The sequence below is a fragment of the Streptomyces sp. NBC_01296 genome, assembly GCF_035984415.1.
Lineage (GTDB): Bacteria > Actinomycetota > Actinomycetes > Streptomycetales > Streptomycetaceae > Streptomyces.
The window spans coordinates 660,879-684,015 of the sequence record NZ_CP130720.1; the positions used below are offsets into that span (position 1 = coordinate 660,879).

The following is a 23,137-nucleotide window of genomic DNA, read 5'->3' on the forward strand; positions in this document are numbered from 1 at the left end:
GCTGCCCGGGCGATTCATTTCCGCCCGAGCCGGTCGGCCAGGAAGGCGATGATCTCGTCGCGGGCCTGCACCGTCGGGTGACCTTCCTGGTCCACGAGATGCGCCGTGACGACGCTGTGGGCGCACCCGACGACGTCACGGAAGAACGGCGGAGGGTTCGTGTGCGCCGCGTCGGCCGGCAGGACGCGGCCGTCGAATGCATCGCCGAGCAGCGCCCGGTAGGCCGCGAACCGCCGGCCGGTGCACCACCTGTCGTTCTCGAAGCGGTAGGCGAGCACCTTCAGCCCGTCCCGCCCGATGCGTTCCGCCACGGCAGCAGCGTCTTCGTCGCCGATCTCCAGACCGCCGGGGTCGTCGAGGGGAAGCGAGGGGTGGTTGACCACGGGTGCGATGACGGCGGGTTCGAGCGCCATGGTCAACGCGAAGTTGCCGGTGAAGCACAACCCCACGGCGCCGACGCCGGGTCCGCCCCGCTCGGCGTGCGCGATGCGGGCGAGGCCTCGCAGCCATGACACGACGGGGCTGGTGCCGCCGCCGGCGAACGCCCGGAACTCGGCGCTGACACAGGCGCGCCGGACGATCGTCCCGGCCGCCTCGGCGAGCGGATAGGCACCGTCGATGCCGAAGAGAGAAGGCACGTACACGCAGAAGCCGGCGTCGCGCACCCAGCGTGCCAGCCGTGCGACGTCGGGGCTGATGCCCGGCATCTCGGGCATGAGGACGACTGCCGGTCCCGACCCGGCGACGTACACGGTCTTGCTGACGTCGTCGACGCTGACGGCTCTCCGCGAGAAGTCGTCCAAGGGGTCGTTCTGCCCTCGCATGGTTGTCATGACCGAGATCATGACGAGAGGCTGTCCCCTTGAGAAGCGGCGGTATCGCCATGTATCACGGTGATACCGCCACCCGCCGGGCACCGGAGGAGCCGCATGAGTCCGCTGCGCATCAGTGTGCTGGCCTACCCGGGCTGCTTCGCGTCGGAGGTGTTCGCAGTCCCCGACCTGTTGACCATGGCCACTCATGTCGCCGCAGCGCACGGCACGGCGCAGCCGTCGTACGAGACGTCGGTCGTCTCCCCGAGGCGGCGGGTGACCGCGTCCGGCGGGTCCGCCATCGACGTCTCGGCGGTTCGCCCCGCTGACGTTCTGATCGTTCCGGGCTTCGATGCGCCGCCCACGCTCGATCTCGATGCGACGCTCGCGAACCTGAGGCCGGAAACAGCGGTGATCCGGTCACAGGCGGCTTCCGGGACCGCTGTCGTATCGATCTGTGTCGGCGCCTTCCTCCTCGCCGAAGCCGGCCTGCTCCAGGGGCGCGAAGCGACGACGTCCTGGTTGTTCGCCGACCGGTTCGCCCGTCGGTACGCCGACGTGCGTGTCCGAGCGGATGAGCTGGTCGTGACGGACCGCGGTGTGACGACGACCGCGGCCTTCACCGCGATGTTCGACTTCGCGCTGCACCTCATCCGCGAGCACGACGGCCCCCACATCGCCCGCGGCACGGCGCGCATCGCCCTCGTCGACGACGCACGGTCCACGCAGGCTCCGTACGTCGACCCGGGGCTCCTGCCCGCGCCGGGCAGCGGTTTCTCCGCCGACGTCAAGCGGTGGCTCGACCAGAACCTCCAAGCCCGCTACGACCTGCCCGCCCTCGCCCTGGCCTTCGGCGTGAGCACGAGGACCATGCTCCGCCGCTTCGGCGACGAAGCCGGCCGGACGCCCCTCGCTTACCTGCAGGCGGCCCGGGTACGTCGGGCTCGGCACCTGCTGGAGACGACCGACCGGAGCGTCGCGGGCATCGCCGCCGACGTCGGGTACCGCGACCCCGGTACCTTCAGCGGAATCTTTGCCAGACACACCGGCCGGCGGCCGAGGGAGTACCGCGCGACGTTCCGTCGGCACGATGACCGCGGCGGCTGAACTCGGCGAAGCGGGCACCGAGGGGAAGACACGCTCTCCCCTCACACTTCGTGCGCACAGCGGCCGGTACGCTACACAACGTGACGAACCATGTGGACGGTTCACCGTCCCGCTCAGACGCCCCCAGTCACGTCTACTACTTCGACGTGGGGACAGGCGACTGGCGGGGGCTGTTCACCTTCCGGGTCACGTCCTGGAGACGCCTCCGCCGGACCCGCGGCGTCGGGCTGCTGAACCGGGCGCTCGTCGTCGCCATGGACCTCACGCAGCGGCTGACCGGGCCGTCCAGGCTGGATTCGACCATCGTGGCGAGCCCGTCCGCGGGCGCCTTCGGCGTCGCCGACAACGTGGTCAGGGTCTCCAAGTTCGGGGTGACGCTGTACCTGTTGAAGGAGCGGTACGTCCTCGCCCCTGACGGCAGGGGTGTCACCGTCGAGGCGAACGAGCAGTTCAGTCCGGTCCCGGCCATCCTGACGCGGAAGTTCACCTACCCCGCGGAGATCCACCCCTCGGGCCTGGGCTCCACCTACCACATGCCGCTGCTGGGGAGCCCCTGGACCGCGACGTACGAGGTGGGAGCCGATCGGCAGAGCCTCGCGGGCGAGCTCGTGTGCGACTGGGCGAAGGCGACGGAGAGCGCCCGCCGGATCTCATGACGGAGGACGCCACGGCTGTGGCCGCCGACAGGGTTCTCGGGGTCGTCGCAGAACTGACCTCCCGCGTCATGCGGTACGACGCCGCGCGGGACCCCCGCGCCGTGTTCGCGTACACGTACTTCCGGCTGAGCTCGGACCTCGCCGCGAACCTGCGGACCAACGTGCTGGCTTTCAGGACGCCGGAGTGGGTCGCCGAGCTCTCCGTCTCCCTCGCCACGGCTTACTTCACGTCGATGGACGCCATCGACACCTGGCGGGCCACCGGCCCCCGTCCCCGCGGGGAAGTCCGCTCCGCCGACATGCCGGAGAGCATCCCGAAGCCCTGGCGGGACGTGTACGCCGCCTCGACCGTACGGCACTCCTACGTCCTGGAGGAGGTGCTGTTCTCGATGATGGCCCACATGTCGTACGACCTGCCGCTGGCCCTCCAGGCCCTGGCCCGGGCGGGCCACGGGGAACTCCGCGACCACATCGCCGACTTCCACCGGATGAACGACCTCCTGGCCTCCTCCGTGGACGTGGTCCAGGACGAGATCTCCGCCCGGTACTGCCGTCGACTGCATGCGCTGGACCGCTTGTTCACCGGCGACGACGAACTGTTCACCAGCTACGGGATCCGGGTCGCGCGGGGCATGGCCTGGTTCAACTGCGACAGGCTCCGGGATCCGCGGGCGACCGCCGGGGCGAAGGGCTCCATCAGCAGGTCGACTGCCGCGTTCATCGCCGAGTTCCGCTCGCCGGACGACTGGAGGCGCCGCCAGGCGTTCCGGGTCCTGCGGGCCGTGGTCCCCTCCCGGCGGCGGTGGCCGCCACCGGGCACTCCCGTGGAGGCGCCCCTGCGGTCCGTCTGAGGTGCGGTCCACGGGCCGTTAGGGTCGTGGGGAACCGTCCCGGATCAGGTGGAGGCATGGTGGGCACAGCTCTGGTCGCATTGGCCGCCGCGACCGTCGGCGTGGTCGGCACGCTCCTCGCCCCCGTGCTGTCCCAGCGTGTGACGGCCCGTGCCCAGGCAGAGCAGTTCGACCGCCAGCAGCGGACGGACCACGCCGTACGGCTCCACGAGCGGCAGATCGCCGAGGAGGAGCGGCGGCGCGGCTGCTACGTGGCGGCCAACGCCGCGTACCGCCGCCACCGGGTCGAGCTGATGAACTTCCTGTGGCTGGTGCAGAAGGGGGAGGTCACACCGGAGGGCCGGCAGGCGATGGAGGCCGCCCGGCATGCGCACCACGCCGCCTTTGCCGAGGCGCAGATGATCGCCTCCACGGCGGTGATGGACGAGCTGGACGCCATGACCACGGCGCTGTCGGAACTCTACGGTCGGACGATGCGGCTGGAGGAGGGCCACCCGGTGCCGGGCGGCTCCTTCCAGGAGATACACGACGAGCTGCAGGAACTCTGGAGCCGTGGGCAGGACCTCCGCGCCGTGATGCGCACCGACCTGGGTGTCGACGGCGGCCCGCTCACCCGCCCGGCGGCGCACCCCTGAGCCTGGCGCGACGCGATCGCCGAGCGGGGCGTGGCTTGCGGGGCAGCCGAGGCGGTCCCATAGTCCGAGGTATGGACGCGCGTGAGAAGGCGCTCCAACGAGCGTACGGCCATGCCACGCGCTGGCTGGCGGGCCTGGACGAGCGCGGGGTCCCCGCCCGCGCTTCGGTCGACGAGATCGTGCGGGCGCTCGGTGCCGAGCTGCCCGACGGACCGAGCACACCGCACGACGTCGTCGACCTCCTGGCCACGGCCTGTGACCCGGGGCTCACCGCGTTCCCCGGTGGTCGCTTCTACGGGTTCGTGGTCGGCGGCACCGAACCGGCCGCGCTGGCCGCTGACTGGCTGGTCAGTGCCTGGGACCAGAACTGCGTGATGCGCGCCGCCTCACCCGCGTACGCGGCGGTGGAGGACGTGGCCGGCGGGTGGTTGCTCGATCTGCTCGGCCTGCCGAGCGGCAGCGCCGTCGGCTTCACCACGGGTGCCACGATGGCGAACTTCACCTGCCTCGCCGCCGGGCGCGACGCGGTGCTGCGCCGCGCCGGCCGGAACGTCGCCCACGACGGCCTCGCAGGTGGTCCGCGTGTACGCGCCGTCGCCGGCGAGGACCGCCACATGGCCGTCGACCTGGCGCTGCGCTATCTCGGGCTCGGTAGTCCGGAACTGGTGAGGGCCGACGATCAGGGGCGCATCGAGCCGGAGGCCCTGCGGCGCACCCTGGCGGGCGGGGGGCAGAGCCCGACGATCGTGATCCTCCAGGCAGGAGACATCCACTCCGGCGGTTTCGACCCCTTCGTCGAAACGATCCGTGCCGCTCGCGAGGCGGACGCATGGGTGCACATCGACGGCGCCTTCGGGCTGTGGGCGGCCGCCTCTGCGACGTACGCACACCTGACCGCGGGCTGCACCGACGCCGACTCCTGGGCGACGGACGCCCACAAGACCCTGAACGTCCCCTACGACTGCGGGCTCGCCATCGTGCGCGACCCGTCCGCGCTCCGGGCGGCCATGGGCCTGCAGGGCGATTACCTCATCCAGGACGAGCACGGCGACCCCATCGACAAGGTGCCCGAGCTCTCCCGACGTGGCAGGGCCTTCACCGTGTGGGCCGCACTCAGGTCCCTCGGCCGATCGGGTGTGGCCGACCTCGTGGAGCGGCTGTGCCGACACGCCTGCGCATTCGCCGCCGGCATCGCCGGGATCGAGGGCGCGACCGTCCTCAACGACGTGGTGTTCACACAGGTCTGCGCCGAGTTCGGCAGCGACGAACGCACCGAGCGGGTGCTCACCCGGCTGCTCGACGACGGCACGGCCTGGATCAGTGGCTCCACCTGGCACGGTCGTCGTGTCATGCGGATCTCGGTGAGCAACTGGTCGACGACCGACGACGACGTGACGCGCACGCTCGACGCGATCCGGCGGGCAGCCATCACGTGACGGGGCTCCGCCCGTGGTTCCATGACGGCGTGGAGAGCATCACTCAGCGCCTCCTGGCCAAGGGGTCGGGCCGGCCCGGCGGGCTGTCCGCGCGGATCCGGCCGTCGCGCCGCGATGGGCCGCACCGTCTGCTGCCCCCGGTCGTCGCGTGGCTGATGGCCAACCTCATCACCTGGCTGATCGCGAAAGCCTCTGTTTCCGGCGATGGATCCCACGTGGCGTATTGGTCCACGGACGGTCGCCGCCGCTGGGATTCCGAACACTATCTGTCCATCGCCAAGACCGGTTACGAGATGTTTCGGTGCCGGGACCGCTACCCGAACTTTCCCGATGTGCTGTGCGGAAATGTCGCCTGGTTTCCCGGTTACCCGATGTCGGTCCGGGCTGTTTCCGCCACCGGTCTTTCCTATGAGACATCCGCTGTCGTCGTCACCGAGGCGTCCCTGTTCGGCATGTTCGCGGTGTTGTGGTGGTTGATCGGCGCCCGGCTCACCTGGGCGACCGGCCTCACCCTCGCCATCGGTGCGGTTTTCCCCGGCGGCGTCTATTTCCATGCGATGTTCCCGATCGCCACCGGAACGTTGGCGTTGCTCGTCTGTACCGCCGGAGTGAAGCGCGGTTCCTGGGGCATAGCCGCTGCTGGTGGTTTCGTGGCGGCCTCCTGCCATCCGGTCGGCGCAGTCGCCGTCGGCATGCTGCTGCTGAGCGCGTTCTTCGCATGGCAGCGGGACACGTGGCCCGTACGGCTCGCGAAGGCCGGGGCGTCAGCGGCCGTCGCCGGCTGCGGCGTCCTCTGGGCCACATGGCTGATGTGGCAGGCGACGGGCCGCTGGGACGCGTACGAGGCCATCCAGAAGTCCAGCTACCAGCAAGGCGGCCTGCGTCAGCCCTTCGACGAGATGAGGAGGGCGTACGACTTCCCGTTCAGCGGCTGGTACCGGCCCAAAGGGCACCTGCCATGGCTGGTGGAGGACGGCCTCACCGCGCACAGGACCCAGCTCTGGCTGAATGCGGTCTTCTTCCTGCTCGTCGTGGCGACGGCCGCGGTCCGGCTCATCCGTAACCACCGGCTCGGCACCGGGGAGTGGGCCGCCTTGATTCTGACGGCGGCGATTTTCCTGCTGCCGTTCTTCGCCGGCGCGGAAATGTCGTGGTACCGCAATCATGCACAAATGTTCGTCGGGCTCATCCTGGTCACCCACATGTCCCGATGGGTGCAGGTACCGCTGTTGGCCTTCTGCACGATCCAGTACGCCCTCCTGGGGGCGATGTTCTTCTCCGGGGTGCTGGTGTGACCGCCCCGCGGCGGCGTCGGCACGGTACCTTGGAGGGTCGTTCCGTCCCTCCGTACGTCCGCCTGCCGGTTGGCGGTGTGCCCGCCTGACAGGTCTGCTCCTCTTGCCTCACTCTGCTGTCTCCATACCCGCGCGGCTGCGCGGCGTCCGGCCGTCCTGGCTGTCGCCGAAGGTGCTGCGCACCGAGGTACTGGCCGGACTGGTGGTCGCGCTGGCGCTGATCCCGGAGGCGATCTCCTTCTCGATCATCGCCGGGGTGGATCCGGCGATCGGCCTGTTCGCCTCGTTCACCATGGCCGTCACCATCGCCGTCGTCGGCGGCCGGCCCGCGATGATCTCCGCCGCCACCGGGGCGGTGGCCCTGGTCATCGCCCCGCTGAACCGGGAGCACGGGTTCGGGTACCTGGTGGCCGCGGTCATCCTGGCCGGGGTGTTCCAGATCGTCCTCGGCGCGCTGGGGGTGGGGAAGCTGCTGCGGTTCATCCCGCGCTCGGTGATGGTCGGCTTCGTCAACTCGCTCGCCATCCTGGTCTTCATGGCCCAGGTGAAGGAGCTGCGGGACGTGCCGTGGGCCGTGTACCCGCTGCTCGCGGCGGGTCTGGCGCTCATGGTGCTGTTCCCGAGGATCACCACCGCGGTCCCCGCCCCGCTGGTCTCGATCGTGATCCTTACGGTGATCACCGTGGCCGCGGGAATCGCCGTGCCGACCGTCGGCGACAAGGGCGCACTGCCGTCGTCGCTGCCGGTGCCCGGACTGCCCGACGTACCGTTCACCCTCGCCACCCTGACCACCATCGCCCCGTACGCCTTCGCCATGGCGCTCGTCGGGCTGATGGAGTCCCTGATGACGGCGAAGCTGGTCGACGAGATCACCGACACGCCCTCGTCGAAGACCCGCGAGTCCGTCGGGCAGGGCATCGCGAACATCGTCACCGGTTTCCTCGGCGGCATGGGCGGCTGCGCGATGATCGGCCAGACCATGATCAACGTTAAGGTCTCCGGCGCACGGACCCGGCTCTCCACCTTCCTCGCGGGCGCGTTCCTGATGGTGCTGTGCATCGTCTTCGGGCCGGTCGTGTCCGACATCCCGATGGCCGCCCTGGTCGCCGTCATGATCATGGTCTGCTTCGCGACCTTCGACTGGCACTCGCTCGCGCCGAAGACGCTCAAGCGGCTGCCGGCGGGCGAGATCACCGTCATGGCCGTGACCGTGGCCTGCGTCGTCGCCACCCACAACCTCGCCGTCGGCGTCGTCGCGGGATCCGTCACCGCCATGGTCATCTTCGCCAAGCGTGTCGCCCGGCTCGCCGACGTCACGGCGGTCACGGACCCCGACGGCGGGCAGGTCGTCTACGCCGTCACCGGCGAGCTGTTCTTCGCCTCCTCGAACGAGCTCGTGGGCCGCTTCGACTACGCCGGCGATCCCGAGAAGGTCGTCATCGACCTGTCCGCCGCGCACATCTGGGACGCCTCATCGGTCGCCGCGCTGGACGCGATCGAGCACCGGTACGCGCAGCGCGGCAAGAGCGTCGAGATCACGGGACTGAACGAGCCCAGCGCCCGCCTGCACAAGACCCTGAGTGGCGAGCTCGCGTCCGCCGGCTGACCGAGCCCGTGTCGCGTGGGACGGCATGCGGGGCGCCGGCCGTCACGAGTCGAAGCGGCGGCGGGAGGACTCGATGTGCCGGAAGTACCGGTGGGTCCAGTCACAGAGGCCGTCGATCGTCACGCGCAGGGCCTGGCCCGGTTCGGTGAGGGTGTACTCGACCCGCGGCGGCACGGTGGGGTACACGGTCCGCTCGAGCAGGCCGTAGCGCTCCAGCATGCGCAGGTTCTGGGTGAGCATCTTGTGGCTGATGCCGTCGACCTGGTCCCGCAGCTCGCTGAAGCGCAGGGTGCGCTCGCCGAGGGCCTCGATGATGAGGAGCGCCCATTTGTTGGCGACGTCGGAGAATATCTCCCGTCCCAGGGAGTCCGCGCGCCTCAGGTCCGCTTCGTCGGGCGAGTCCCCGAACTGCTTGGTCACCATGAGGTTCCCCAGTCACCGAAAAGTGCGTTCTTCCATGTCAGAGGTCACTCTCCTACGGTTTCCGAGTAACCACAAGAGACCGTGAAATCCCTCGGTCCGGTGGAAGCGAGCGGGCCCACGGGCTCTGCTGACAAGGAGGCGGACAGCATGGCCATCACCCTGGTGAACCCCGGCGGACTGCCGGAGATCGACGCCTACCGGCAGGTGTCGATCGCGACCGGGTCGAAGCTGGTGTTCACGGCCGGACAGGTCGCCTGGGACGCCGACGGGGTCACGGTCGGCGAGGGTGACCTCGCCGCTCAAGTCGCCCGGTGCTATCTCAACGTCGCCACCGCCCTGGCCGAGGCCGGTGCCGGCTTCGACGACGTGGCGAAGCTGACCGTCTACGTCGTCGACTGGACCCCCGACAAGATGCCCCTGCTCATGGAGGGGATCGCCCGGGCGGCCACCAAGCTGGGCGTCACCGCGGCACCCCCGGCCACGCTGCTGGGCGTTGCGGCACTGGACGTACCCGAGCACCTGGTCGAGATCGAAGCCACCGCGGTGATCGACTGACGGGATGATGCGCTCCGCCGCCGGGCCGCCCCCGCCGGGCCGCCGTCAACCGCTTCTGCCCACGAACGGCTTGTGGCCGGGGTACACGTGATCGGGGGTCACGATGCCGGTGACCGCCTCACCGAAGAGCGTGCTGGGCTCCTGGCCATGGTAACTGTCGTCGGTGTTGAGCAGGATGACCATGGTCGCCCGGGCCTGCGGCAGGTAGACGGGCAGGACCTCGTATCCGGGGATCGAGCCGTTGTGACCGATCCAGCCCTGGACGTTGAAGATGCCCAGCCCGTAGCCGTCACCTTCGAGGTTCATCGGGGTGGTCTTCAAGCGCTCGGCCTGGGTCGCGGGCGTCAGCAGCCTGCCGGTGGCGAGGGTGCGGGCCCAACTGCGCAGATCCTCCAGGTCGGAGACCATCGCCCCGGCAGCCCAGGCCCAGGAAGGGTTCCAGCCGGTCGCGTCCTCGATCTTGCCCGAGGCCGTCTGGTCGGTGTAGCCGTGCGCGTAGGGCACCGGCATGGCCGCGCTCGTGGGGAAGACCGTACGGCGGAGCCCGGCCGGCGCCAGGACGTCCTTCGTGATGACCTCGTGGAGCGGCCGGCCGGTGACCTTCTCCACCACCAGTCCGAGCAGGATCAGGTTGGTGTTGGAGTAGTCGAACTTCGCGCCCGGCGCGAACTGCACGGGGTGTTCGAAGGCGTAGCCGAGCAACTGCCGGGTGGTGAAGGACTGTTCGGGATCGGCCTCGAGCTTCTTGCTGAAGTTCTCGTCCAGGGTGTAGTTGAAGAGCCCGCTGCGCATGCCCGCCAGTTCGCGCAGGGTGATGCGGTTCCCGTTCGGAACACCCGCGATGTAGGTGCCGATGGGGTCGTCCAGGCCGACCTTGTGTCGGTCGACCAGCTGGAGCAGGGCGGTGACGGTGAACGTCTTGGTCTCACTGCCGATGCGCACGTGGAGCCCGGTGGTCATGGGCGCGCCGGTCGCCTTGTCCGCCACCCCGAAGGTCTTCACGTAACTCCCCTTGCCGGGGGCCCACAGGCCCACGGTCACGCCCGGCACCTTCGTCTGGCGCATGACCTGACGGATGGCGGCGTCCAGCTGCGCCGCGACGGCCGGCGTGAGCTGCGGGAAGGGCGTGTCGGCGGTGACGGACCGCGCCGAGGAAGTCGCCCCGGATGCGGAGCCCGCGACCGCCGGGGCGATGAGCACGCTTGCGACGGCAGCAGCCGCGCAGGCCCGGCGCAGCCGGACGTGGGTTGGCTTCACGGCACGCTCTCCTGCCGTCCGAGGACCCGGCAACTCTACAAGCCTAGGCCTGCGCCACGCCGGTCGCGAGGTGAGCCGTCCGGCGGCGGATGTGGCCGCGCATGCGCGGCCACCTCCATGTCAGGGCGACGTCCGGCGACTTGCGGGCACTTCGAGCGCGTCGACCCGCGCGCGTTTTCGGGCTCGGCTCGCGAAATCTCCTAAGCTGGGCAGTCCTGGCGAAACGACCGTTGGAAGGCGGGTCCGACCGTGCAGCCGAGCGAGATCACCGAGGTCCTGAACCGTCCGGCCAGCCGGGAACTCCTGGCCCGCGACGTGACCCGCCTGGCCTACGTGGCCAAGGACGGCACGCCCCGGGTCGTTCCGATCAGCTTCGTCTGGAACGGCTCGGAAATCGTCATGTGCACACCGACGAACGCCCCGAAGCTCCCGGCCCTGCGCCAGAATCCGGCCGTCGCCCTGACGATGGACACCGAAGAGGTGCACCCGCCGAAGATCCTGCTGCTCCGCGGTCGGGCCGAGCTGGACGTGGTCGACGGCATCCCGGACGAGTTCCTTCGGGCGAACGGCAGCCAGGCGATGACGCCGGAGCAGCGGGTCGCCTGGGAGGCCGAGGTCCGATCGCTGTACGACGGCATGGTCCGGATCGTCGTGACCCCGGCATGGGCGAAGCTGATCGACTTCGAAACGACCCTGCCGAGCGCGGTGGAGGAACTGGTCCGGCAGCGGAGCGAACGCGGCTGACCTGCACGATCCGCAGAACGGACGGTCTCCTCGGCGCGCAGTGCGCCGGGGCCGCGGCGGGGCGGGAATGCGCGGACCGGGGCTTCTGTTACAGCAGGCAGCTGGCATGCGCGAGTCAAATATCGCGCCAATGTCGCCGAGAGGAGCACCACGTGGCACGCAACGTCATACGCCCCGTCGTCCGGCTGAAGTCGACGGCCGGGACCGGAACCACCTACACGACGCGGAAGAGCACCCGGAACACCCCCGACCGGCTGGTCCTGCGGAAGTACGACCCGCTGGCGGGCAGGCACGTCGCCTTCCGAGAGGAACGCTGAGGCCCGCCCGTACACCGCCGGGCACGCACGCATGCACTCGGCACACGCGCATGAGAAGGGAAATCGCATGAAGCCCCGTATCCACCCCGAATCCCGCTCCGTCGTCTTCCGCGACCGCGCAGCCGACGTGGCGTTCCTGACCCGGTCGACCGCCCACCCGTCGGGAACGATCGAGTGGGAGGACGGCAAGACCTACCCGCTGGTCGACGTGGAGATCTCGTCGGCGAGCCACCCGCAGTACACGGGGACCTCAAGGATCGTGGACACCGAGGGCCGCGTGGAGCGCTTCAACCGTCGCTACGGCCGCTGAGCGCGGTCGCAGCAGTGCCGATGACTCCGAGGGGAGCCGTTCATGACCACGGCGAAAGACCTGTTCATCATCGCCATGGACCCGCAGCCGGACCGTTCGGTGGGGCAGGGGGACCTGTCGCTCGCACTCGCGGGAGCCGAGCTGATCGATCTCATCGGCGCACAGGCAGTCGCCTTGGACGGGGACAGCATCGTGCCGGGTCAGCAGCCGGCGCTGGATGACCGCCAGCTGGGCGAGGCGTCGGCGGCGCTGGTTCGGCAGGTGCCGTACGAGCAGGTCGAGGACTGGCTGTGGCGCAGGGGCCGCGACCTCGCGGCGGCGTACCAGGCCGCCCTCGAGGCGGACGGTCAACTGGCTCGGGGGCGAAGCGGCCGGTCGCTCTTCGGGGCCGAGCGCCTGGAAGTGGTCGATTCACCTGCTCGCCGCGAGGCCGTCGGCCGCTGGGAGGCGGACGAACCCGTGCTCGCCGCCCTCGCGGCGGTCGTGGGGATTGCGAGCGGGCCGACCGAGGAGCAGCCGGGCCTCGACGACGAAGCGGTGACGACCGTGCTGGCCGTCGTCAACGACGCGGTGATGGAGCTGGAAGCCGTGCGCCAGAGGCGATCCATCGAGAAGGCGGCGTTCTCCAACGTCTGGCGCGGTCCGTGACGGGTAGGTGACCGGCCGCCGTGCGAGCGGTCCCGGCTCCGGCGCCGTCGGTTCGACGACCTCGGCTGTTTGACGGCCGAAATGCAGCAGGTCGCCGAACCGGCTCCCGGACCGGGGCGCGAGCTTCTAGGCTGGTCACATGCGCCACACGCTCACCAGCCTCGCCAGTGCCTACGAACTGGAGCGCGTCCGGCGTGCCCCGGCCGGCGGACGCGACTTCATGGCCCGGGCCGCCGCCTACGAAGAACGGATGGCACAGCGCCCCGACCTGCGCCACTGGTCCCCGGTGGACAACGCCGATCCCGGAGACGACGGGCCCACCCGCGTTCTCGACGCCGACCTCGACGCGTGGACACGCCTCGGCGACGGCCCGAACCGCGGCGCGTGGCGAATGGCACGGTTCAACCGTCCCGAACAGGAGGAGCAGCCCGGCGGCGCGCTGACCTGGCAGGAGCTCACGTACCACTACGGGCCCCTCACCGAGGACAGCGCCTGAGACGAGTCGAACGGTCAGGCCGACACCGCGGGCAACGCGCCGAGGAACGCACGGACGTGCCGGAGCCACGTCGCGCGGTCGGCGTCGTTCAGGACGTGGGCCGCGCCGGGCAGTTCGAGCAGCCTGGCGCCCGGGATGCCTGCCGCCAGACGCCGCGAGCTCTCGGGGTGCACCAGCCGGTCGCCGGTGGGCGCCACCACCAGGGTGGGCACGGACAGGTTCTCGAGGTCTGCCCGGACGTCGACGCGGGACACCAGGTCGAAGTGGTCCACCGTGCCGGGCGGCATCCCGGCCCGGGTCCCGGCCACCAGTGCCTCGAGCTCGGACGGAGCGATGGTCGCCAGGTCGGTCGGCGACATGCACGAAAGGCAGGCGAGCCGGGCCACGTCGCTCCACTGGCCTGCCCCGGCCAGGGTCTTGATGAGCCGCGCAGCCAACCCTACGACGGGGTCCGCCACGGCGAACCCGGCGGTCAGGACGAGCGCCGTGACCCGCTCGGGATGCCGGGCGGCGACACGGACGGCCACGGCGCTGCCCAGCGACTCGCCGAGCACGGCGAACGACTCCTGCCCCGCAGCCAGAGCGGAGGCGACCAGTTGGTCGGCGAGTTCGTCCAGATCCAAGGGCGCGGCGGCCACCGGAGAGCCGCCCGCCCCCGGGTAGTGAGGGCCGATGAGCGTGTGGTCGCGGGCGAGGTCGTCGATCCCGATGCCGAAGTTGCCGTGGATGCCGCCGCCGGCGCCGTGGGCGAGCAGCAAGGCGGGGCCGCTGCCCATGAGGACGACGTCGAGGTGAGAGGGAGGAAGCGCGTGCTCGGTGTTCATGCCCCGACGCTAAACTCTGACACCGGTGTCAGAGTCAAGTCGCCGTGCTGCAGGGGGGGGTGGGTCACGTGCTGATGAAGGAGATGGTCCGGCGTACGGGAGTCCATGAACGGCTGCTGCGCTACTACGAACAGCAAGGGCTGCTGGCTCCCCAACGCCTGTCGAGCGGCTACCGGGTCTACGGCGAGGCGGATGTGGAGACCGTGCGCCGTATCCGTTGCCTGCTGGCGGCGGGACTTCCCACCGCGATGATCGCCCAGGTGCTGCCTTGCCTCCGCCCGGACGACGACCGCCTGGTGCCCACCTGCCCCGACTTGCTGACCCGGTTGGAGCAGGAACGGGAGCGGATCACCCGCTCCATCGAGGAGCTGCAGGCTTCCCGCACCCTCCTCGACTCCGTCCTGATGCCGCCCCGTCCCCGGTCGGAAGCGACCGGGGGCGGGCATGAGTGACGGTCGATCAGCAGTTGCGGACGGAGTAGATCGGCGACCAGTTCTGGCCCTGCTGGCCGCCGCCGGGCTGGAAGGAATTCTGGACTCCGCCGTTCTGGTAGTACAGGTACGAGGTGGGATTCCCGGTCTGGTTGTCGAAGTAGAACCCGTTGCCCTCCCAGTTGTAGACCGAGTACCGGTTGCAGTTGTAGAGGTAGAAGATCTTCCAGTCCGACGTCGTCGGATCCCAGACGAGGGTGCAGAGGTTCCCGCTGTCGCAGCCGTAGCTGCCGCTCGCCGGCACGTGAGAGGTGCGGACGCCGGGCGAGATGCCCGGGGACGAGGCAGCGGCGAGGGACGCCGGCCGGGTGTTCGCGGGCGCGGCCGGCGCGACCAGGACGCGGGCGCTCGCGCCCTGATCCGAGGGCGTGGCGGCCTCGGCCGACCCGGTGGTGAAGGCCGCCGTGAGCAGCATCGTGGTGACGCCGACCATGCCGAGAACGGAACGCTTGACGCGCATCGTGGACTCCTTGTCAGAGCGGTGTGACGTGCCGTGTGACGTGTCTCGAGACTCGTGGAGGAGCCGTCCCGGCAGTACCTCGCACCTGCGAGGGTCAGCAGTTCGGGACCCAGGCGTGGGAGCGCGGCCGGTCCGAGCCGGTGAGGTTCGTCCTGGTGCGCACCTTCACGCAGCCCAGCAGCTCCCGCCGGTCGGGCTGCGCGTAGTACAGGACGTCGACCTGGCTCGCCCCCTCGGCGAGGTCGAAGCCGTTGTTGTAGACCGAGCGGGGCCCGCTGCGGGCCGCCCACGGGCAGGGTCCCTGGCCGTCGCTCCAGTCGGTGTCGCCGTCGACCCAGGAGCACATCTCGCCCCGGCCGTCCTCCTGCGCGAAGAAGCAGACGGCCCCGCGCCGGCACCGGTCGTACCCCGACTCGGCTGCGCCCCTCAACGGGAGCAGGCCCGAGCCCCATACGACCCCCAGGACCGCGAGCGCCGCCGTCCCGGCCGTGATCAGCATGCGGCGCCGCCGTCGTCGCGGGTCGTGGGCGCGCGAGACCTTCGCTGTGCGCCTCGGCGCGGCCCGGCCGGTGGCCGCCGCCTCGACCCGGCCCAGCAGTGACGCCGCGGTGTGCCGGGCCCGGTCCGCGTGGCTGCGGGCCAGGCAGTCGCCGACGATGTCGCGCCAGGGCTCCGGCAGTTCCGGCGACAGGCGCAGTTCCTCCTCGCCCCTGGCGTAGCGGAGCGCCGCGTCCCGGCGGGCCGCGGACGTGCCGCCCGGCAGCGGCAGCGAGCCGGTCAGGACGACGTGGGCCAGTACGCCGAAGGCCCAGATGTCGGCGGTGGGACGGATCTTCGTCCCGCGTTCGCCGACCTCCGACCAGAGGAGGTCCGGCGGGGTGTAGTCGGGCGTCGCGAAGGCCGGCGAGTACGCGTGGGTGCCCTCCAGCTCCGCCGCCGTGTTGAAGTCGCCGAGGCGCGCCGTCCCGTCGGGCATCAGCAGGACGTTCCCGGGCTTGAGGTCGCCGTGCACCCAGCCCGCCCGGTGCAGTTGGTCGAGCCCCTCGCAGACCTGGGCCAGGAGGGCGGGCCCCGCCGGCGGCACTCCGCCGGCCAGCAGGGCGTCCAGGGACCCCTTCGCCTGCTCCAGGACGAGCACGGTGGCGCCGTCGAGTTCGGGGCGGCCGGGGTCGTCCAGCGTGAGCACCTCGTACATCCGGATCAGCCGGGGCGTGCACACCCGGCGCAGCACCTCGGTCTCGCGGGCGGCGAGCTCGCTCAGGTGGCGCAGCTGGCGCGGGGTACGGGTGCCGGTCGGGAGGAGCTTGAGCGCGGCCCGTCCCGGCAGTCCCGGCTCGGGGACGGCGCGTCGAGCCGCGTACACGCTGCCGAAGGCGCCGGCCCCGAGCAGCCGGCCGACGACCCAGGGGCCGATCCGGTAGCCCGGCGGGACGGCGAGGGCGCCCCGCCGCCCGGCCCGCCCGGTCAGGGGGCGGTACCGGTCGGGGCGGCCGGCAGGGCCGCCAGGTCGTGCTCGCGGACCAGGTCGAAGCGCAGGGCCAGTGACACCAGGGTGTCCTTCTTGCCGACCAGCCGCGGTCCCGGATCCGCCGTGTCGGGGCCTGGCTTGAGGCGGAGCTTGACCGCGAGGTAGTCGATGCTCCACTGCACGGCGGCCCGGTTCGCGCCCGGCCACGACGGCCTCAGCCGTTCGACGACCTGCTCGACGGTGGGCAGTGGAGCGTGCGGTTCGCCGCGCAGCCGCGGCTCGCAGAGGGCGGTCAGGACCAGGAAGTACCGGCTGGAGCGGTCGAGCGGGAAGGCGAGCACCGTCGGCTCCCCGCCGGGCTCGGCGGGCTCGTCCTGGTCGGCGTAGTCGTGGCGCGGCGCCCAGACGTCCAGCGTGAGCAGTTCGGAGCCGGCCGGCAGGACGAGGCGGGCGAACTCGAAGGGGACGGGTGCGCCCAGCCGGCCGGGCGCGATCTTGATGTGTTCGCCGGCGCCCTCCGGGTTCTCGACCACGTAAGTGGACGCACGGCTCAGGTTGCTGAGCGACCAGTACGTGCCGGTGGCGGTGATCTCCCCCGCGGAGCGCGAGACGCCGGCGTGCGGGACGTGCAGGCGGCCGTCGCCCGCGCTCTCGCGGCCGAACCGGAGGGTCTGCCCCGGTGCCAGGCGGATCTGTGCGGCCGGGGACATGGTGGGTCCCGGAACCACGACGATGCTGTACACGCTGCTCCCCTCCCCCAAGGTGCCGGGGGCAGGTTAGCCAGCGGAATCAATCGTTTCTGTAAAGACTGGCCGGTACTCCACACTCGCCGCGCCACTCGAAGCGCTCGATGGTCCGGCCGCCGGCGGGGAGGTTTCCGCGCCCCTCGTCCCAGCCGTAGTGCAGGCAGGCCGTACCGCCCTCCCCGAAGTACACCTGGACGTGGTCGTAACCCGGCTGGGGCGTACCGTTGTTGAAGAAGGATCTGCGCAGGCCGCAGCGGCTTTCGGGCTCGTCGGAGGCGGAGCGGCAGACGGCGCCCGTGCCGTCGGCTCCCGAATAGAAGCAGACGGAGCCGGAGGGGCAGTCCTGCCACGCTGCAGGAGTGCCGGTGCAGTTGCGGCTCGTCACGCTGGGCCAGTCCTTCCCCGCGCCCGTGTACGCGACGCCGTCGAAGTAGGCCGGAACCCGGTGTCTCTCGTCGGTGAAGTCGCCGGAGGCCAGGAAGCGTTGCTCGTAGTGCAGGTGGGCCCAGTCCGAGGCGCCCGACGTGCCGATCCGACCGATCCGCGTGGACGGCTGGACGGCGTCGCCCTTCTTGACGTAGGTGTCCGGATCGTCCTTCAGGTGGTAGTACGCCGTGAACCAGCCGTTGCCGTGGCTGATCTGGATCGTGTTGCCCGAGCCGTCGTTCCAGTACGTGGCGGACACCGTACCGGCGGCGGACGCCAGGACGGGCAGGCCGTCGGATCCGGTGTTCCCCTCCACCACCATGTCCAGTGCGGGGTCGTGGCCCCAGGTGTCCAGCTCCCAGTTCGTGCCGCACGGGAACGGCAGCTGGAACAGCGGCTTCGCCCCGGCCGCCGCCCTCGGGGGCGCGGCCGAGGCGGGCACGGCCGCCAGGACGAGTCCCGCCACGGACATCAGCACCAGCGCACGCAGCATGCGCACGTACCGCATCATGTCTCCCCCTCGCGGCCTGTGGACGGCGCCCTGCCGGGCGTTGTCGCGCACCATGGTCGGGGGCGGGGGACGGTCACGGCACCTCGCAGGTACGAGGGTGCCCGCGCCGCGTGTGTGCCCGCAGCGCAGGTCCGTGAGGGGCAGGGGTGGTCAGGCGGCCGGGGTGTTCAGCACGTACGCGCGCGAGGCGTGTACGGCACTGCGCAGCGCGGGGAGGTCGACGTCGAGGACCTGTCCGTTCCACTTGCGGGGTTCGCCGTTGATCAGGACCGCGCTGATGTTGCGCGGGTCGGAGCCCAGGACGATGGTGCCGATGGGGTCGTTGAGCGGCATGTTGTTGAGGTCCTCGGCCTGGATGACCAGCAGGTCGGCCTTCTTGCCCGGTGTGAGCGAGCCGGTGACGCCCGCGAGTCCGTTGGTCCGGGCACCCTGGAGGGTGGCGAAGTCCAGGACGTCGTGGGTGGTGATCCGGGAGGGCTGCCGGTCGGTGCCGTAGGCGGCGTTGACCGCGCGCATCCGCTGGAGGGCGTGCAGGGTCCGCATCTGGGTGAACATGTCGCTGGCCAGGGCGACTTCGACGTCGATGCTGAGGCCGGGGCGGATACCGGCGGACAGGGCCTCGTCGACGGCGGGAACCGCGGTCTCCAGGCCGATCTGGGCGTCGGAGGTGGGGGCGAGCGACACGGTGGTGCCGGTCTCCCCCATGGCCTTCCATGCCTCGGAGTTGAGTCCGGTGGAGTGGATGAGGGTCACGTCGGGGCCGAGGATGCCTTCCTCGGCCCAGCGCAGCACCGCCTTGGAGGACGCCGTGCCGAAGACGGCGTCCACACTCACTCCGATGCCCAGTTCTTCGGCCGCTTCGGCGAGTCCGGGTCCGTAGGCGAGTCCGGGTCCGGCGATCTCGTCGGTGGCCAAGGCGGCCAGTCGCAGGGTCAGCAGCTGGTCGTCGCTGCTGAAGTACCGGTCCTTGACACGGGCGAGATCGCCGGGCCACTGCCGGTCCCAGTCGCCGAAGTGCGGACCCATGGAGGCGTGCACTCCGCGGATTCCGGTGCCGAGGAGGGCCTGGATCGCGGCGTCGGAGTGCTCGCGGGTGCGGGAGTTGTGGGAGAAGTCGAGCATCGTCGTGATACCGTTGTCGATCGCCGTCAGGGCGGCCAGCCGGGTGCCGATGTACATGTCCTCGGGCCGGTAGACGGTCGCGTGGCCAGCCAGGGTGGCCATGACGTAGCCGCCCAGGTCGTCGACGTCCGGCATGATCCGGCGCAGCTGGGTCTGCCAGGCATGCCGGTGGGTGTCGACGAAGCCGGGGGCGAGGATCGTGCCGGTGGCGTCGACGACCACGGCGTCGCCCCCGCCGAGGTCGCCCCCGCCGAGGTCGCCGCCGACCGCGGTGATCGTGTCGCCCTCGACGAGGAGGTCGCCGCGGTCGATGACGCCGAGGGCGGGGTCCATGGTGACGATCGTCGCGCCGGAGAAGAGGATGCGCCGCTGACCTGTGGGCCGGCGCCGGATCCGCGTGAGGACGGCATCGAAGGCGTTGGCTTGGAGGTTCATGACAGGGCTCTTTCCGTACGCCGAAGAGGGAGATGGCCGGCCGCGGCTGCCGGGCGGCGACCGGAACGGCTCTGCCATCAGCCTCGGTTGCGCCGGCTGCGGCAGCCAGGCCGCCGTGTTCCCTGGTGTCGCGCACCCAGGATGCGGACGTGTCGTCGCGTGCAGGGCTGCGGCCGTTCCCGCGCTTGGTCGCCGGTCCCCGGTCTGCCATCATGAACGAAACGGAACCTTGCTCCGCGGCAACAATACGGAGGACGGTTCCGCTTTACAAGGTCGGTCTTGGAAGGAGTGCTGTGGTGGACGACGGCGGACGGGGCGCGGGAAGCGCCGCCGGATCGAAGCGCAAGGACGCCCGGCGCAATCAACAGACCCTGCTGGAGGCGGCCGCCGCGGTGTTCGTCGCCTCGGGGGTGGAAGCGCCGGTGCGGGACATCGCGGCTGCCGCCGGGGTCGGGATGGGCACGATCTACCGGCACTTCCCCACCCGGGCGGACCTCGTCATCGCCGTCTACCGCCACCAGGTCGACGCCTGCGCCGAGGCCGGCCCGGCCCTGCTGGCGGCCGGCCCGTCACCGCACGCCGCCCTCGAACGGTGGGCCGACCTCTTCGTCGACTTCCTCGTCACCAAACACGGCCTCGCGGCCGCGATGCAGGCCGACCATTCCGGCTTCGAGGCGCTGCACGCCTACTTCCTGGACCGCCTGGTGCCGGTGTGCACCCAGCTCCTCGACGCGGCCGCCGCCGCGGGCGAGATCCGCTCCGACCTCACCGCGTACCCCCTCATGCGCGGCATCGGAAACCTCTGCATCGGCGCCGAGAGCGACCCCCGCTACGACGCACGCCAACTGGTCGCGCTGCTCGTCGCCGGACTACGCCGGCCCTGCTGACTGCGGCGCGCGCCGCACGGAGCGCAGTTCCGCGAAGGCGGCCGCGGTGGCACTGGCGGGCTCGGCCTGATAGACGACCAGCTGCTGGTGCGGGGCCTCGTTGACGGTGAAGGCCGAGAACCGGATCTCCAGAGCGCCGACTTCGGGGTGTACGAGGTGCTTGGGCTGCCGGGTCTTGCCCCGCACCTCGTGCCGCGCCCACCGGGCGGCGAATTCCGGGCTCTTCGCGCACAGCGTGTCGACGACCTCGGTGATCCGCGGGGACTCGGGCTCGTATCCGTACGCGGCACGGATTTCGGCGACGCAGGAGTTCGCGGCCTTCTCCCAGTCCTGGTGGAAGCCGCGGCCGGCCGGGTCGAGGAAGACCATGCGGGCCAGGTTGTCGAACTGCCGGAATCCGCTGTGCAGCGCCGCGGCGAGGGTGTTGTGCGCCAGGACGTCCAGGGCCGGCCCCAGGACGAAGGCGGGGGTGTCGGGCCAGCTGTCGAGCAACTGCAGGAGCTGGGGGCTGACCCGGGAACCAGCGGCGGGATTCCCACGGCGCTCGTGGGGTGCCCGGGTGAGTCGGCGCAGGTGGTCGAATGCCTCGTCGTCGAGGTGCAGGGCGGCGGCGATCGCGTCGACGACCTGGGTCGACGGGCCGGTCTCCCGGCCCTGTTCCAGGCGCATGTAGTAGTCGGAGCTCACGCCCGCGAGCAGGGCCACCTCCTCGCGGCGCAGCCCCGGCACCCGCCGGCGGCCGTGCGCGGGCAGGCCTATGTCCTGCGGCTTGAGGGCTTCGCGCCGTGCTCTGAGGAACTCTCCCATGGGACTGCTGTCGTGCATGACGTCAACGTACTGGACGGAGGATGCCGACTGTCCGGCGCCGCCGGCAGCTACCGGTCCGGCGCTTCGGCGCCCGTCACATCGGGGTGAGCGGCGGCGGGCCCCTGGACGCGGATCGCGATCTTGCCGCGTACGTGACCCTCCCGCAGGCGGCGTATCGCGTCCGGGACTTCGGCCAACGGGTACGTACGGTCCACCACCGGGGTGAGCGCGCCGGACTCCAGGAGCTCCCCCAGGACGCGCAGGTCCTCGGGGCGGGGCGTGGAGGCGAGGCCGCGCAGGCGGTGGCGGGTGAACGGCGACAGCAGCAGGGCCCGCAGCTGCCGGTCGTGGCCGCCGATCCAGCGGCCGTCGGTCTCGCCGCCGACGATGACCAGCGTCCCGCGCGGGGTCAGCGCCCGGCGCAGCCGGTGGAGGGGACGGTTGCCGGCGATGTCGAGGACGAGGTCGTAGCGGTGGACCCCGTCGGTGGGGTCCTCGCGGGTGTGGTCCACGGTCTGGTCCGCGCCGAGGGAGCGGACCAGGTCCGCCTTGGGAGCGCTGCACACCGCGGTGATGTGTGCGGCCCCGAGCGCCTTGGCCAGTTGGACGGCGTAGGTCCCGACCCCGCCCGAGGCGCCGATCACCAGGACCCGCAGGCCGGGCTTCAGCCGGCCGGTGCGCAGGGCCTGGAGGGCCGTGGTCGCCGAGACGGTGACGACGGCCGCCTCTTCGGGCGTGAGCCGGGCCGGCCGCGGCGCCAACTCGTCCTCCTTGGCGCAGGCGTACTCCGCGAAGGAGCCGGTGCAGGTGCCGTACACCTCGTCGCCCGGGCGCAAGCGGCTGACGCCGGGTCCGACCGCCTCGACGCGGCCTGCGACGTCCAGACCGCGGATCCGCTGTCGGGGCGCCCGCAGGCCGAAGCCCGCTGCGCGCAGGGCGTAGGGCATGCCCGTCATGAGGTGCCAGACCCCTTGGTCGAGGCCGGCCGCCTGCACCCGCAGGAGGACCTCGCCCGGCCCGGGGACGGGCTGTTCGGTCTCTTCGAGGCGCAGGACGTCGGGCGGTCCGTACGCGTCCTGGACGATGGCTCTCATCGGCCGTCTCCCTCGTTGTCCGTGCTGCCGCTGGTGGGGGCCGAGTACTGGAAGACGCTGTCGAGTGGGACCCCGAACACCCGGGCGATCTGGAAGGCCATCTCGAGCGAGGGCGAGTAGCGGCCCTGCTCGATGGCGATGACCGTCTGGCGGCTCACGCCGATGCGGCGGGCGAGCTCGGCCTGGGTCATCTCGCCGTGGGCGAAACGCTGGGCCCGGATGGTGTTGGTGACCCGCGTCGCCTTCACCACGGGTGGAATCCGAACCGGTACGAAATGACCTTGACCACCGAGCTGAGCAGCGACGACAGGACGAAGGCCAGATAGATGGCGTTGGCGATCCAGAACGGAGCGGCCTCGGCCATCGCCAGGAGCAGGCCGGCCACCCCGCCGATCACGACGAAGGACTGCCCGACGTACTCGCCGAAGCGGTGGATCTCGCGGTCGCGCTGGTCCTTGACGTTCGCCTCCTTCGGCGAGGAGGCGGCGATCGCGGTGTGGGCCGCGATGGACGCGACGATCGACAGGCCGACCGTCCACAGCAGGGCTCCCGCGTACGGCGCGCGGGTCAACGGCACTCCTGCGGGGCGCCCCAGCACGACCCACAAGTACACCGCGTAGGACCCGACCGCGACCACCAACATGCTCCAGGCACGTTTCTCCTCGACTGCCACTACCACTCCCCATGTCAAGAAAACCAGACATGGGGAGTGTCAAGC

General features: G+C 71.0%; 28 protein-coding genes. 15 read left to right on the forward strand and 13 right to left on the reverse strand.

All coding sequences use genetic code 11. The features are described from left to right. Nucleotides 1-14: 14 nt before the first annotated feature. On the reverse strand, nucleotides 15-833 hold the full coding sequence (locus tag OG299_RS03220) for a dienelactone hydrolase family protein (RefSeq protein WP_266638074.1): 819 nt from the start codon (nucleotides 831-833) through the stop codon (nucleotides 15-17). 96 nt (nucleotides 834-929) lie between these two features. Between OG299_RS03220 and OG299_RS03225 the strand changes: the two genes are divergently transcribed. From OG299_RS03225 to OG299_RS03255, 7 genes are all read left to right on the forward strand, one after another. After that, nucleotides 930-1,919: a GlxA family transcriptional regulator gene (locus tag OG299_RS03225; protein WP_327360383.1), complete on the forward strand. Its 990-nt coding sequence runs from the start codon at nucleotides 930-932 to the stop codon at nucleotides 1,917-1,919. A gap of 80 nt (nucleotides 1,920-1,999) precedes the next feature. Further along, on the forward strand, nucleotides 2,000-2,575 hold the full coding sequence (locus OG299_RS03230) for a hypothetical protein (protein WP_266638078.1): 576 nt from the start codon (nucleotides 2,000-2,002) through the stop codon (nucleotides 2,573-2,575). Further along, on the forward strand, nucleotides 2,572-3,426 hold the full coding sequence (locus tag OG299_RS03235) for a DUF5995 family protein (protein ID WP_327360384.1): 855 nt from the start codon (nucleotides 2,572-2,574) through the stop codon (nucleotides 3,424-3,426). Before OG299_RS03230 ends, OG299_RS03235 begins: the two co-directional genes overlap by 4 nt. A gap of 56 nt (nucleotides 3,427-3,482) precedes the next feature. Further along, nucleotides 3,483-4,061, forward strand: a complete 579-nt coding sequence (locus tag OG299_RS03240) for a hypothetical protein (protein WP_266638082.1) — start codon at nucleotides 3,483-3,485, stop codon at nucleotides 4,059-4,061. Between the two features lie 71 nt (nucleotides 4,062-4,132). Beyond that, on the forward strand, nucleotides 4,133-5,497 hold the full coding sequence (locus OG299_RS03245) for a pyridoxal phosphate-dependent decarboxylase family protein (protein WP_327360385.1): 1,365 nt from the start codon (nucleotides 4,133-4,135) through the stop codon (nucleotides 5,495-5,497). Between the two features lie 29 nt (nucleotides 5,498-5,526). Next, complete coding sequence (locus OG299_RS03250; protein ID WP_327360386.1) at nucleotides 5,527-6,792, forward strand: hypothetical protein; 1,266 nt, start codon at nucleotides 5,527-5,529, stop codon at nucleotides 6,790-6,792. A gap of 103 nt (nucleotides 6,793-6,895) precedes the next feature. Continuing rightward, nucleotides 6,896-8,398 (forward strand): SulP family inorganic anion transporter, encoded by a 1,503-nt coding sequence (locus OG299_RS03255; RefSeq protein WP_327360387.1) that lies wholly within the window; start codon nucleotides 6,896-6,898, stop codon nucleotides 8,396-8,398. A gap of 42 nt (nucleotides 8,399-8,440) precedes the next feature. Here the strand turns inward: OG299_RS03255 and OG299_RS03260 are convergent, their stop codons facing one another. Continuing rightward, nucleotides 8,441-8,821, reverse strand: coding sequence for a winged helix-turn-helix transcriptional regulator (locus OG299_RS03260; RefSeq protein WP_266638090.1), 381 nt, complete (start codon nucleotides 8,819-8,821; stop codon nucleotides 8,441-8,443). A gap of 147 nt (nucleotides 8,822-8,968) precedes the next feature. Between OG299_RS03260 and OG299_RS03265 the strand changes: the two genes are divergently transcribed. Beyond that, entirely contained in the window at nucleotides 8,969-9,376 is a 408-nt protein-coding gene (locus OG299_RS03265) for a RidA family protein (RefSeq protein WP_266638092.1), read from the forward strand. Nucleotides 9,377-9,421: 45 nt separating this feature from the next. Here the strand turns inward: OG299_RS03265 and OG299_RS03270 are convergent, their stop codons facing one another. Continuing rightward, on the reverse strand, nucleotides 9,422-10,633 hold the full coding sequence (locus OG299_RS03270; protein WP_327360388.1) for a serine hydrolase domain-containing protein: 1,212 nt from the start codon (nucleotides 10,631-10,633) through the stop codon (nucleotides 9,422-9,424). 249 nt (nucleotides 10,634-10,882) lie between these two features. On the opposite strand from OG299_RS03270, the gene OG299_RS03275 reads away from it, so the two are divergent. The 5 genes from OG299_RS03275 to OG299_RS03295 all read left to right on the forward strand — a co-directional run bounded on the left by OG299_RS03275 (nucleotide 10,883) and on the right by OG299_RS03295 (nucleotide 13,148). Continuing rightward, nucleotides 10,883-11,377 carry a pyridoxamine 5'-phosphate oxidase family protein gene (locus OG299_RS03275; RefSeq protein ID WP_266637891.1) on the forward strand — a complete coding sequence of 165 codons (495 nt, stop codon included), beginning with the start codon at nucleotides 10,883-10,885 and terminating at the stop codon, nucleotides 11,375-11,377. 152 nt (nucleotides 11,378-11,529) lie between these two features. Beyond that, complete coding sequence (gene rpmG / locus OG299_RS03280) at nucleotides 11,530-11,694, forward strand: 50S ribosomal protein L33 (protein WP_327360389.1); 165 nt, start codon at nucleotides 11,530-11,532, stop codon at nucleotides 11,692-11,694. A gap of 67 nt (nucleotides 11,695-11,761) precedes the next feature. Then, nucleotides 11,762-12,004, forward strand: a complete 243-nt coding sequence (locus tag OG299_RS03285; RefSeq protein WP_266637895.1) for a type B 50S ribosomal protein L31 — start codon at nucleotides 11,762-11,764, stop codon at nucleotides 12,002-12,004. A gap of 42 nt (nucleotides 12,005-12,046) precedes the next feature. Continuing rightward, on the forward strand, nucleotides 12,047-12,652 hold the full coding sequence (locus OG299_RS03290) for a GOLPH3/VPS74 family protein (protein WP_266637897.1): 606 nt from the start codon (nucleotides 12,047-12,049) through the stop codon (nucleotides 12,650-12,652). 139 nt (nucleotides 12,653-12,791) lie between these two features. Then, complete coding sequence (locus OG299_RS03295; protein WP_327360390.1) at nucleotides 12,792-13,148, forward strand: PHD finger domain-containing protein; 357 nt, start codon at nucleotides 12,792-12,794, stop codon at nucleotides 13,146-13,148. A gap of 14 nt (nucleotides 13,149-13,162) precedes the next feature. Here the strand turns inward: OG299_RS03295 and OG299_RS03300 are convergent, their stop codons facing one another. Continuing rightward, nucleotides 13,163-13,972, reverse strand: coding sequence for an alpha/beta fold hydrolase (locus tag OG299_RS03300; RefSeq protein WP_327360391.1), 810 nt, complete (start codon nucleotides 13,970-13,972; stop codon nucleotides 13,163-13,165). Between the two features lie 74 nt (nucleotides 13,973-14,046). Here OG299_RS03300 and OG299_RS03305 point away from each other — a divergent pair, with 74 nt between their 5' ends. Beyond that, entirely contained in the window at nucleotides 14,047-14,424 is a 378-nt protein-coding gene (locus OG299_RS03305; protein ID WP_442817578.1) for a MerR family transcriptional regulator, read from the forward strand. 7 nt (nucleotides 14,425-14,431) lie between these two features. On the opposite strand, the gene OG299_RS03310 is transcribed toward OG299_RS03305, so the two are convergent. The 5 genes from OG299_RS03310 to OG299_RS03330 form a co-directional block, all read right to left on the reverse strand. Then, the gene (locus OG299_RS03310) at nucleotides 14,432-14,923 is read right to left on the reverse strand and encodes a hypothetical protein (protein WP_266637903.1); all 492 of its coding nucleotides are present in this window, start codon (nucleotides 14,921-14,923) and stop codon (nucleotides 14,432-14,434) included. A 94-nt stretch (nucleotides 14,924-15,017) separates the two neighbouring features. Next, nucleotides 15,018-16,391 carry a protein kinase domain-containing protein gene (locus OG299_RS03315; protein ID WP_327364440.1) on the reverse strand — a complete coding sequence of 458 codons (1,374 nt, stop codon included), beginning with the start codon at nucleotides 16,389-16,391 and terminating at the stop codon, nucleotides 15,018-15,020. Next, the gene (locus tag OG299_RS03320) at nucleotides 16,388-17,134 is read right to left on the reverse strand and encodes an FHA domain-containing protein (RefSeq protein WP_266637905.1); all 747 of its coding nucleotides are present in this window, start codon (nucleotides 17,132-17,134) and stop codon (nucleotides 16,388-16,390) included. Before OG299_RS03320 ends, OG299_RS03315 begins: the two co-directional genes overlap by 4 nt. A gap of 46 nt (nucleotides 17,135-17,180) precedes the next feature. Continuing rightward, the gene (locus OG299_RS03325; protein WP_327364441.1) at nucleotides 17,181-18,056 is read right to left on the reverse strand and encodes a peptidoglycan DD-metalloendopeptidase family protein; all 876 of its coding nucleotides are present in this window, start codon (nucleotides 18,054-18,056) and stop codon (nucleotides 17,181-17,183) included. A 168-nt stretch (nucleotides 18,057-18,224) separates the two neighbouring features. After that, nucleotides 18,225-19,631, reverse strand: coding sequence for an amidohydrolase family protein (locus OG299_RS03330; RefSeq protein ID WP_327360393.1), 1,407 nt, complete (start codon nucleotides 19,629-19,631; stop codon nucleotides 18,225-18,227). A gap of 296 nt (nucleotides 19,632-19,927) precedes the next feature. On the opposite strand from OG299_RS03330, the gene OG299_RS03335 reads away from it, so the two are divergent. After that, nucleotides 19,928-20,518 (forward strand): TetR/AcrR family transcriptional regulator, encoded by a 591-nt coding sequence (locus tag OG299_RS03335; protein WP_266637909.1) that lies wholly within the window; start codon nucleotides 19,928-19,930, stop codon nucleotides 20,516-20,518. Here OG299_RS03335 and OG299_RS03340 read toward each other — a convergent pair. Genes OG299_RS03340 through OG299_RS03355 form a run of 4 tightly spaced genes read right to left on the reverse strand, consistent with a single transcriptional unit; the run spans nucleotide 20,501 to nucleotide 22,990 of the window. Continuing rightward, nucleotides 20,501-21,343 (reverse strand): helix-turn-helix transcriptional regulator, encoded by an 843-nt coding sequence (locus OG299_RS03340; RefSeq protein ID WP_327360394.1) that lies wholly within the window; start codon nucleotides 21,341-21,343, stop codon nucleotides 20,501-20,503. The two genes, OG299_RS03335 and OG299_RS03340, sit on opposite strands and share 18 nt — an antisense overlap. Before the next feature lie 50 nt (nucleotides 21,344-21,393). Next, entirely contained in the window at nucleotides 21,394-22,419 is a 1,026-nt protein-coding gene (locus OG299_RS03345) for an NAD(P)-dependent alcohol dehydrogenase (RefSeq protein WP_327360395.1), read from the reverse strand. Then, a complete protein-coding gene (locus OG299_RS03350; RefSeq protein WP_389865414.1) occupies nucleotides 22,416-22,670 on the reverse strand; it encodes a helix-turn-helix transcriptional regulator in 255 nt (84 codons plus the stop codon). Before OG299_RS03350 ends, OG299_RS03345 begins: the two co-directional genes overlap by 4 nt. Next, nucleotides 22,664-22,990: a hypothetical protein gene (locus tag OG299_RS03355; protein ID WP_327360396.1), complete on the reverse strand. Its 327-nt coding sequence runs from the start codon at nucleotides 22,988-22,990 to the stop codon at nucleotides 22,664-22,666. The genes OG299_RS03350 and OG299_RS03355 overlap by 7 nt, the downstream gene beginning before the upstream one ends. Between the last annotated feature and the right edge of the window lie 147 nt (nucleotides 22,991-23,137).

Excerpts from the sequence above, each read along its gene's own strand:
- OG299_RS03220 (WP_266638074.1), bottom strand. The coding sequence starts at position 833 with ATGACAACCATGCGAGGGCAGAACGACCCCTTGGACGACTTCTCGCGG.
- OG299_RS03225 (WP_327360383.1), top strand. The coding sequence starts at position 930 with ATGAGTCCGCTGCGCATCAGTGTGCTGGCCTACCCGGGCTGCTTCGCG.
- OG299_RS03235 (WP_327360384.1), top strand. The coding sequence starts at position 2,572 with ATGACGGAGGACGCCACGGCTGTGGCCGCCGACAGGGTTCTCGGGGTC.
- OG299_RS03240 (WP_266638082.1), top strand. The coding sequence starts at position 3,483 with ATGGTGGGCACAGCTCTGGTCGCATTGGCCGCCGCGACCGTCGGCGTG.
- OG299_RS03245 (WP_327360385.1), top strand. The coding sequence starts at position 4,133 with ATGGACGCGCGTGAGAAGGCGCTCCAACGAGCGTACGGCCATGCCACG.
- OG299_RS03260 (WP_266638090.1), bottom strand. The coding sequence starts at position 8,821 with ATGGTGACCAAGCAGTTCGGGGACTCGCCCGACGAAGCGGACCTGAGG.
- OG299_RS03265 (WP_266638092.1), top strand. The coding sequence starts at position 8,969 with ATGGCCATCACCCTGGTGAACCCCGGCGGACTGCCGGAGATCGACGCC.
- OG299_RS03285 (WP_266637895.1), top strand. The coding sequence starts at position 11,762 with ATGAAGCCCCGTATCCACCCCGAATCCCGCTCCGTCGTCTTCCGCGAC.
- OG299_RS03290 (WP_266637897.1), top strand. The coding sequence starts at position 12,047 with ATGACCACGGCGAAAGACCTGTTCATCATCGCCATGGACCCGCAGCCG.
- OG299_RS03295 (WP_327360390.1), top strand. The coding sequence starts at position 12,792 with ATGCGCCACACGCTCACCAGCCTCGCCAGTGCCTACGAACTGGAGCGC.
- OG299_RS03300 (WP_327360391.1), bottom strand. The coding sequence starts at position 13,972 with ATGAACACCGAGCACGCGCTTCCTCCCTCTCACCTCGACGTCGTCCTC.
- OG299_RS03305 (WP_442817578.1), top strand. The coding sequence starts at position 14,047 with ATGAAGGAGATGGTCCGGCGTACGGGAGTCCATGAACGGCTGCTGCGC.
- OG299_RS03310 (WP_266637903.1), bottom strand. The coding sequence starts at position 14,923 with ATGCGCGTCAAGCGTTCCGTTCTCGGCATGGTCGGCGTCACCACGATG.
- OG299_RS03325 (WP_327364441.1), bottom strand. The coding sequence starts at position 18,056 with ATGCTGCGTGCGCTGGTGCTGATGTCCGTGGCGGGACTCGTCCTGGCG.
- OG299_RS03330 (WP_327360393.1), bottom strand. The coding sequence starts at position 19,631 with ATGAACCTCCAAGCCAACGCCTTCGATGCCGTCCTCACGCGGATCCGG.
- OG299_RS03340 (WP_327360394.1), bottom strand. The coding sequence starts at position 21,343 with ATGCACGACAGCAGTCCCATGGGAGAGTTCCTCAGAGCACGGCGCGAA.
- OG299_RS03345 (WP_327360395.1), bottom strand. The coding sequence starts at position 22,419 with ATGAGAGCCATCGTCCAGGACGCGTACGGACCGCCCGACGTCCTGCGC.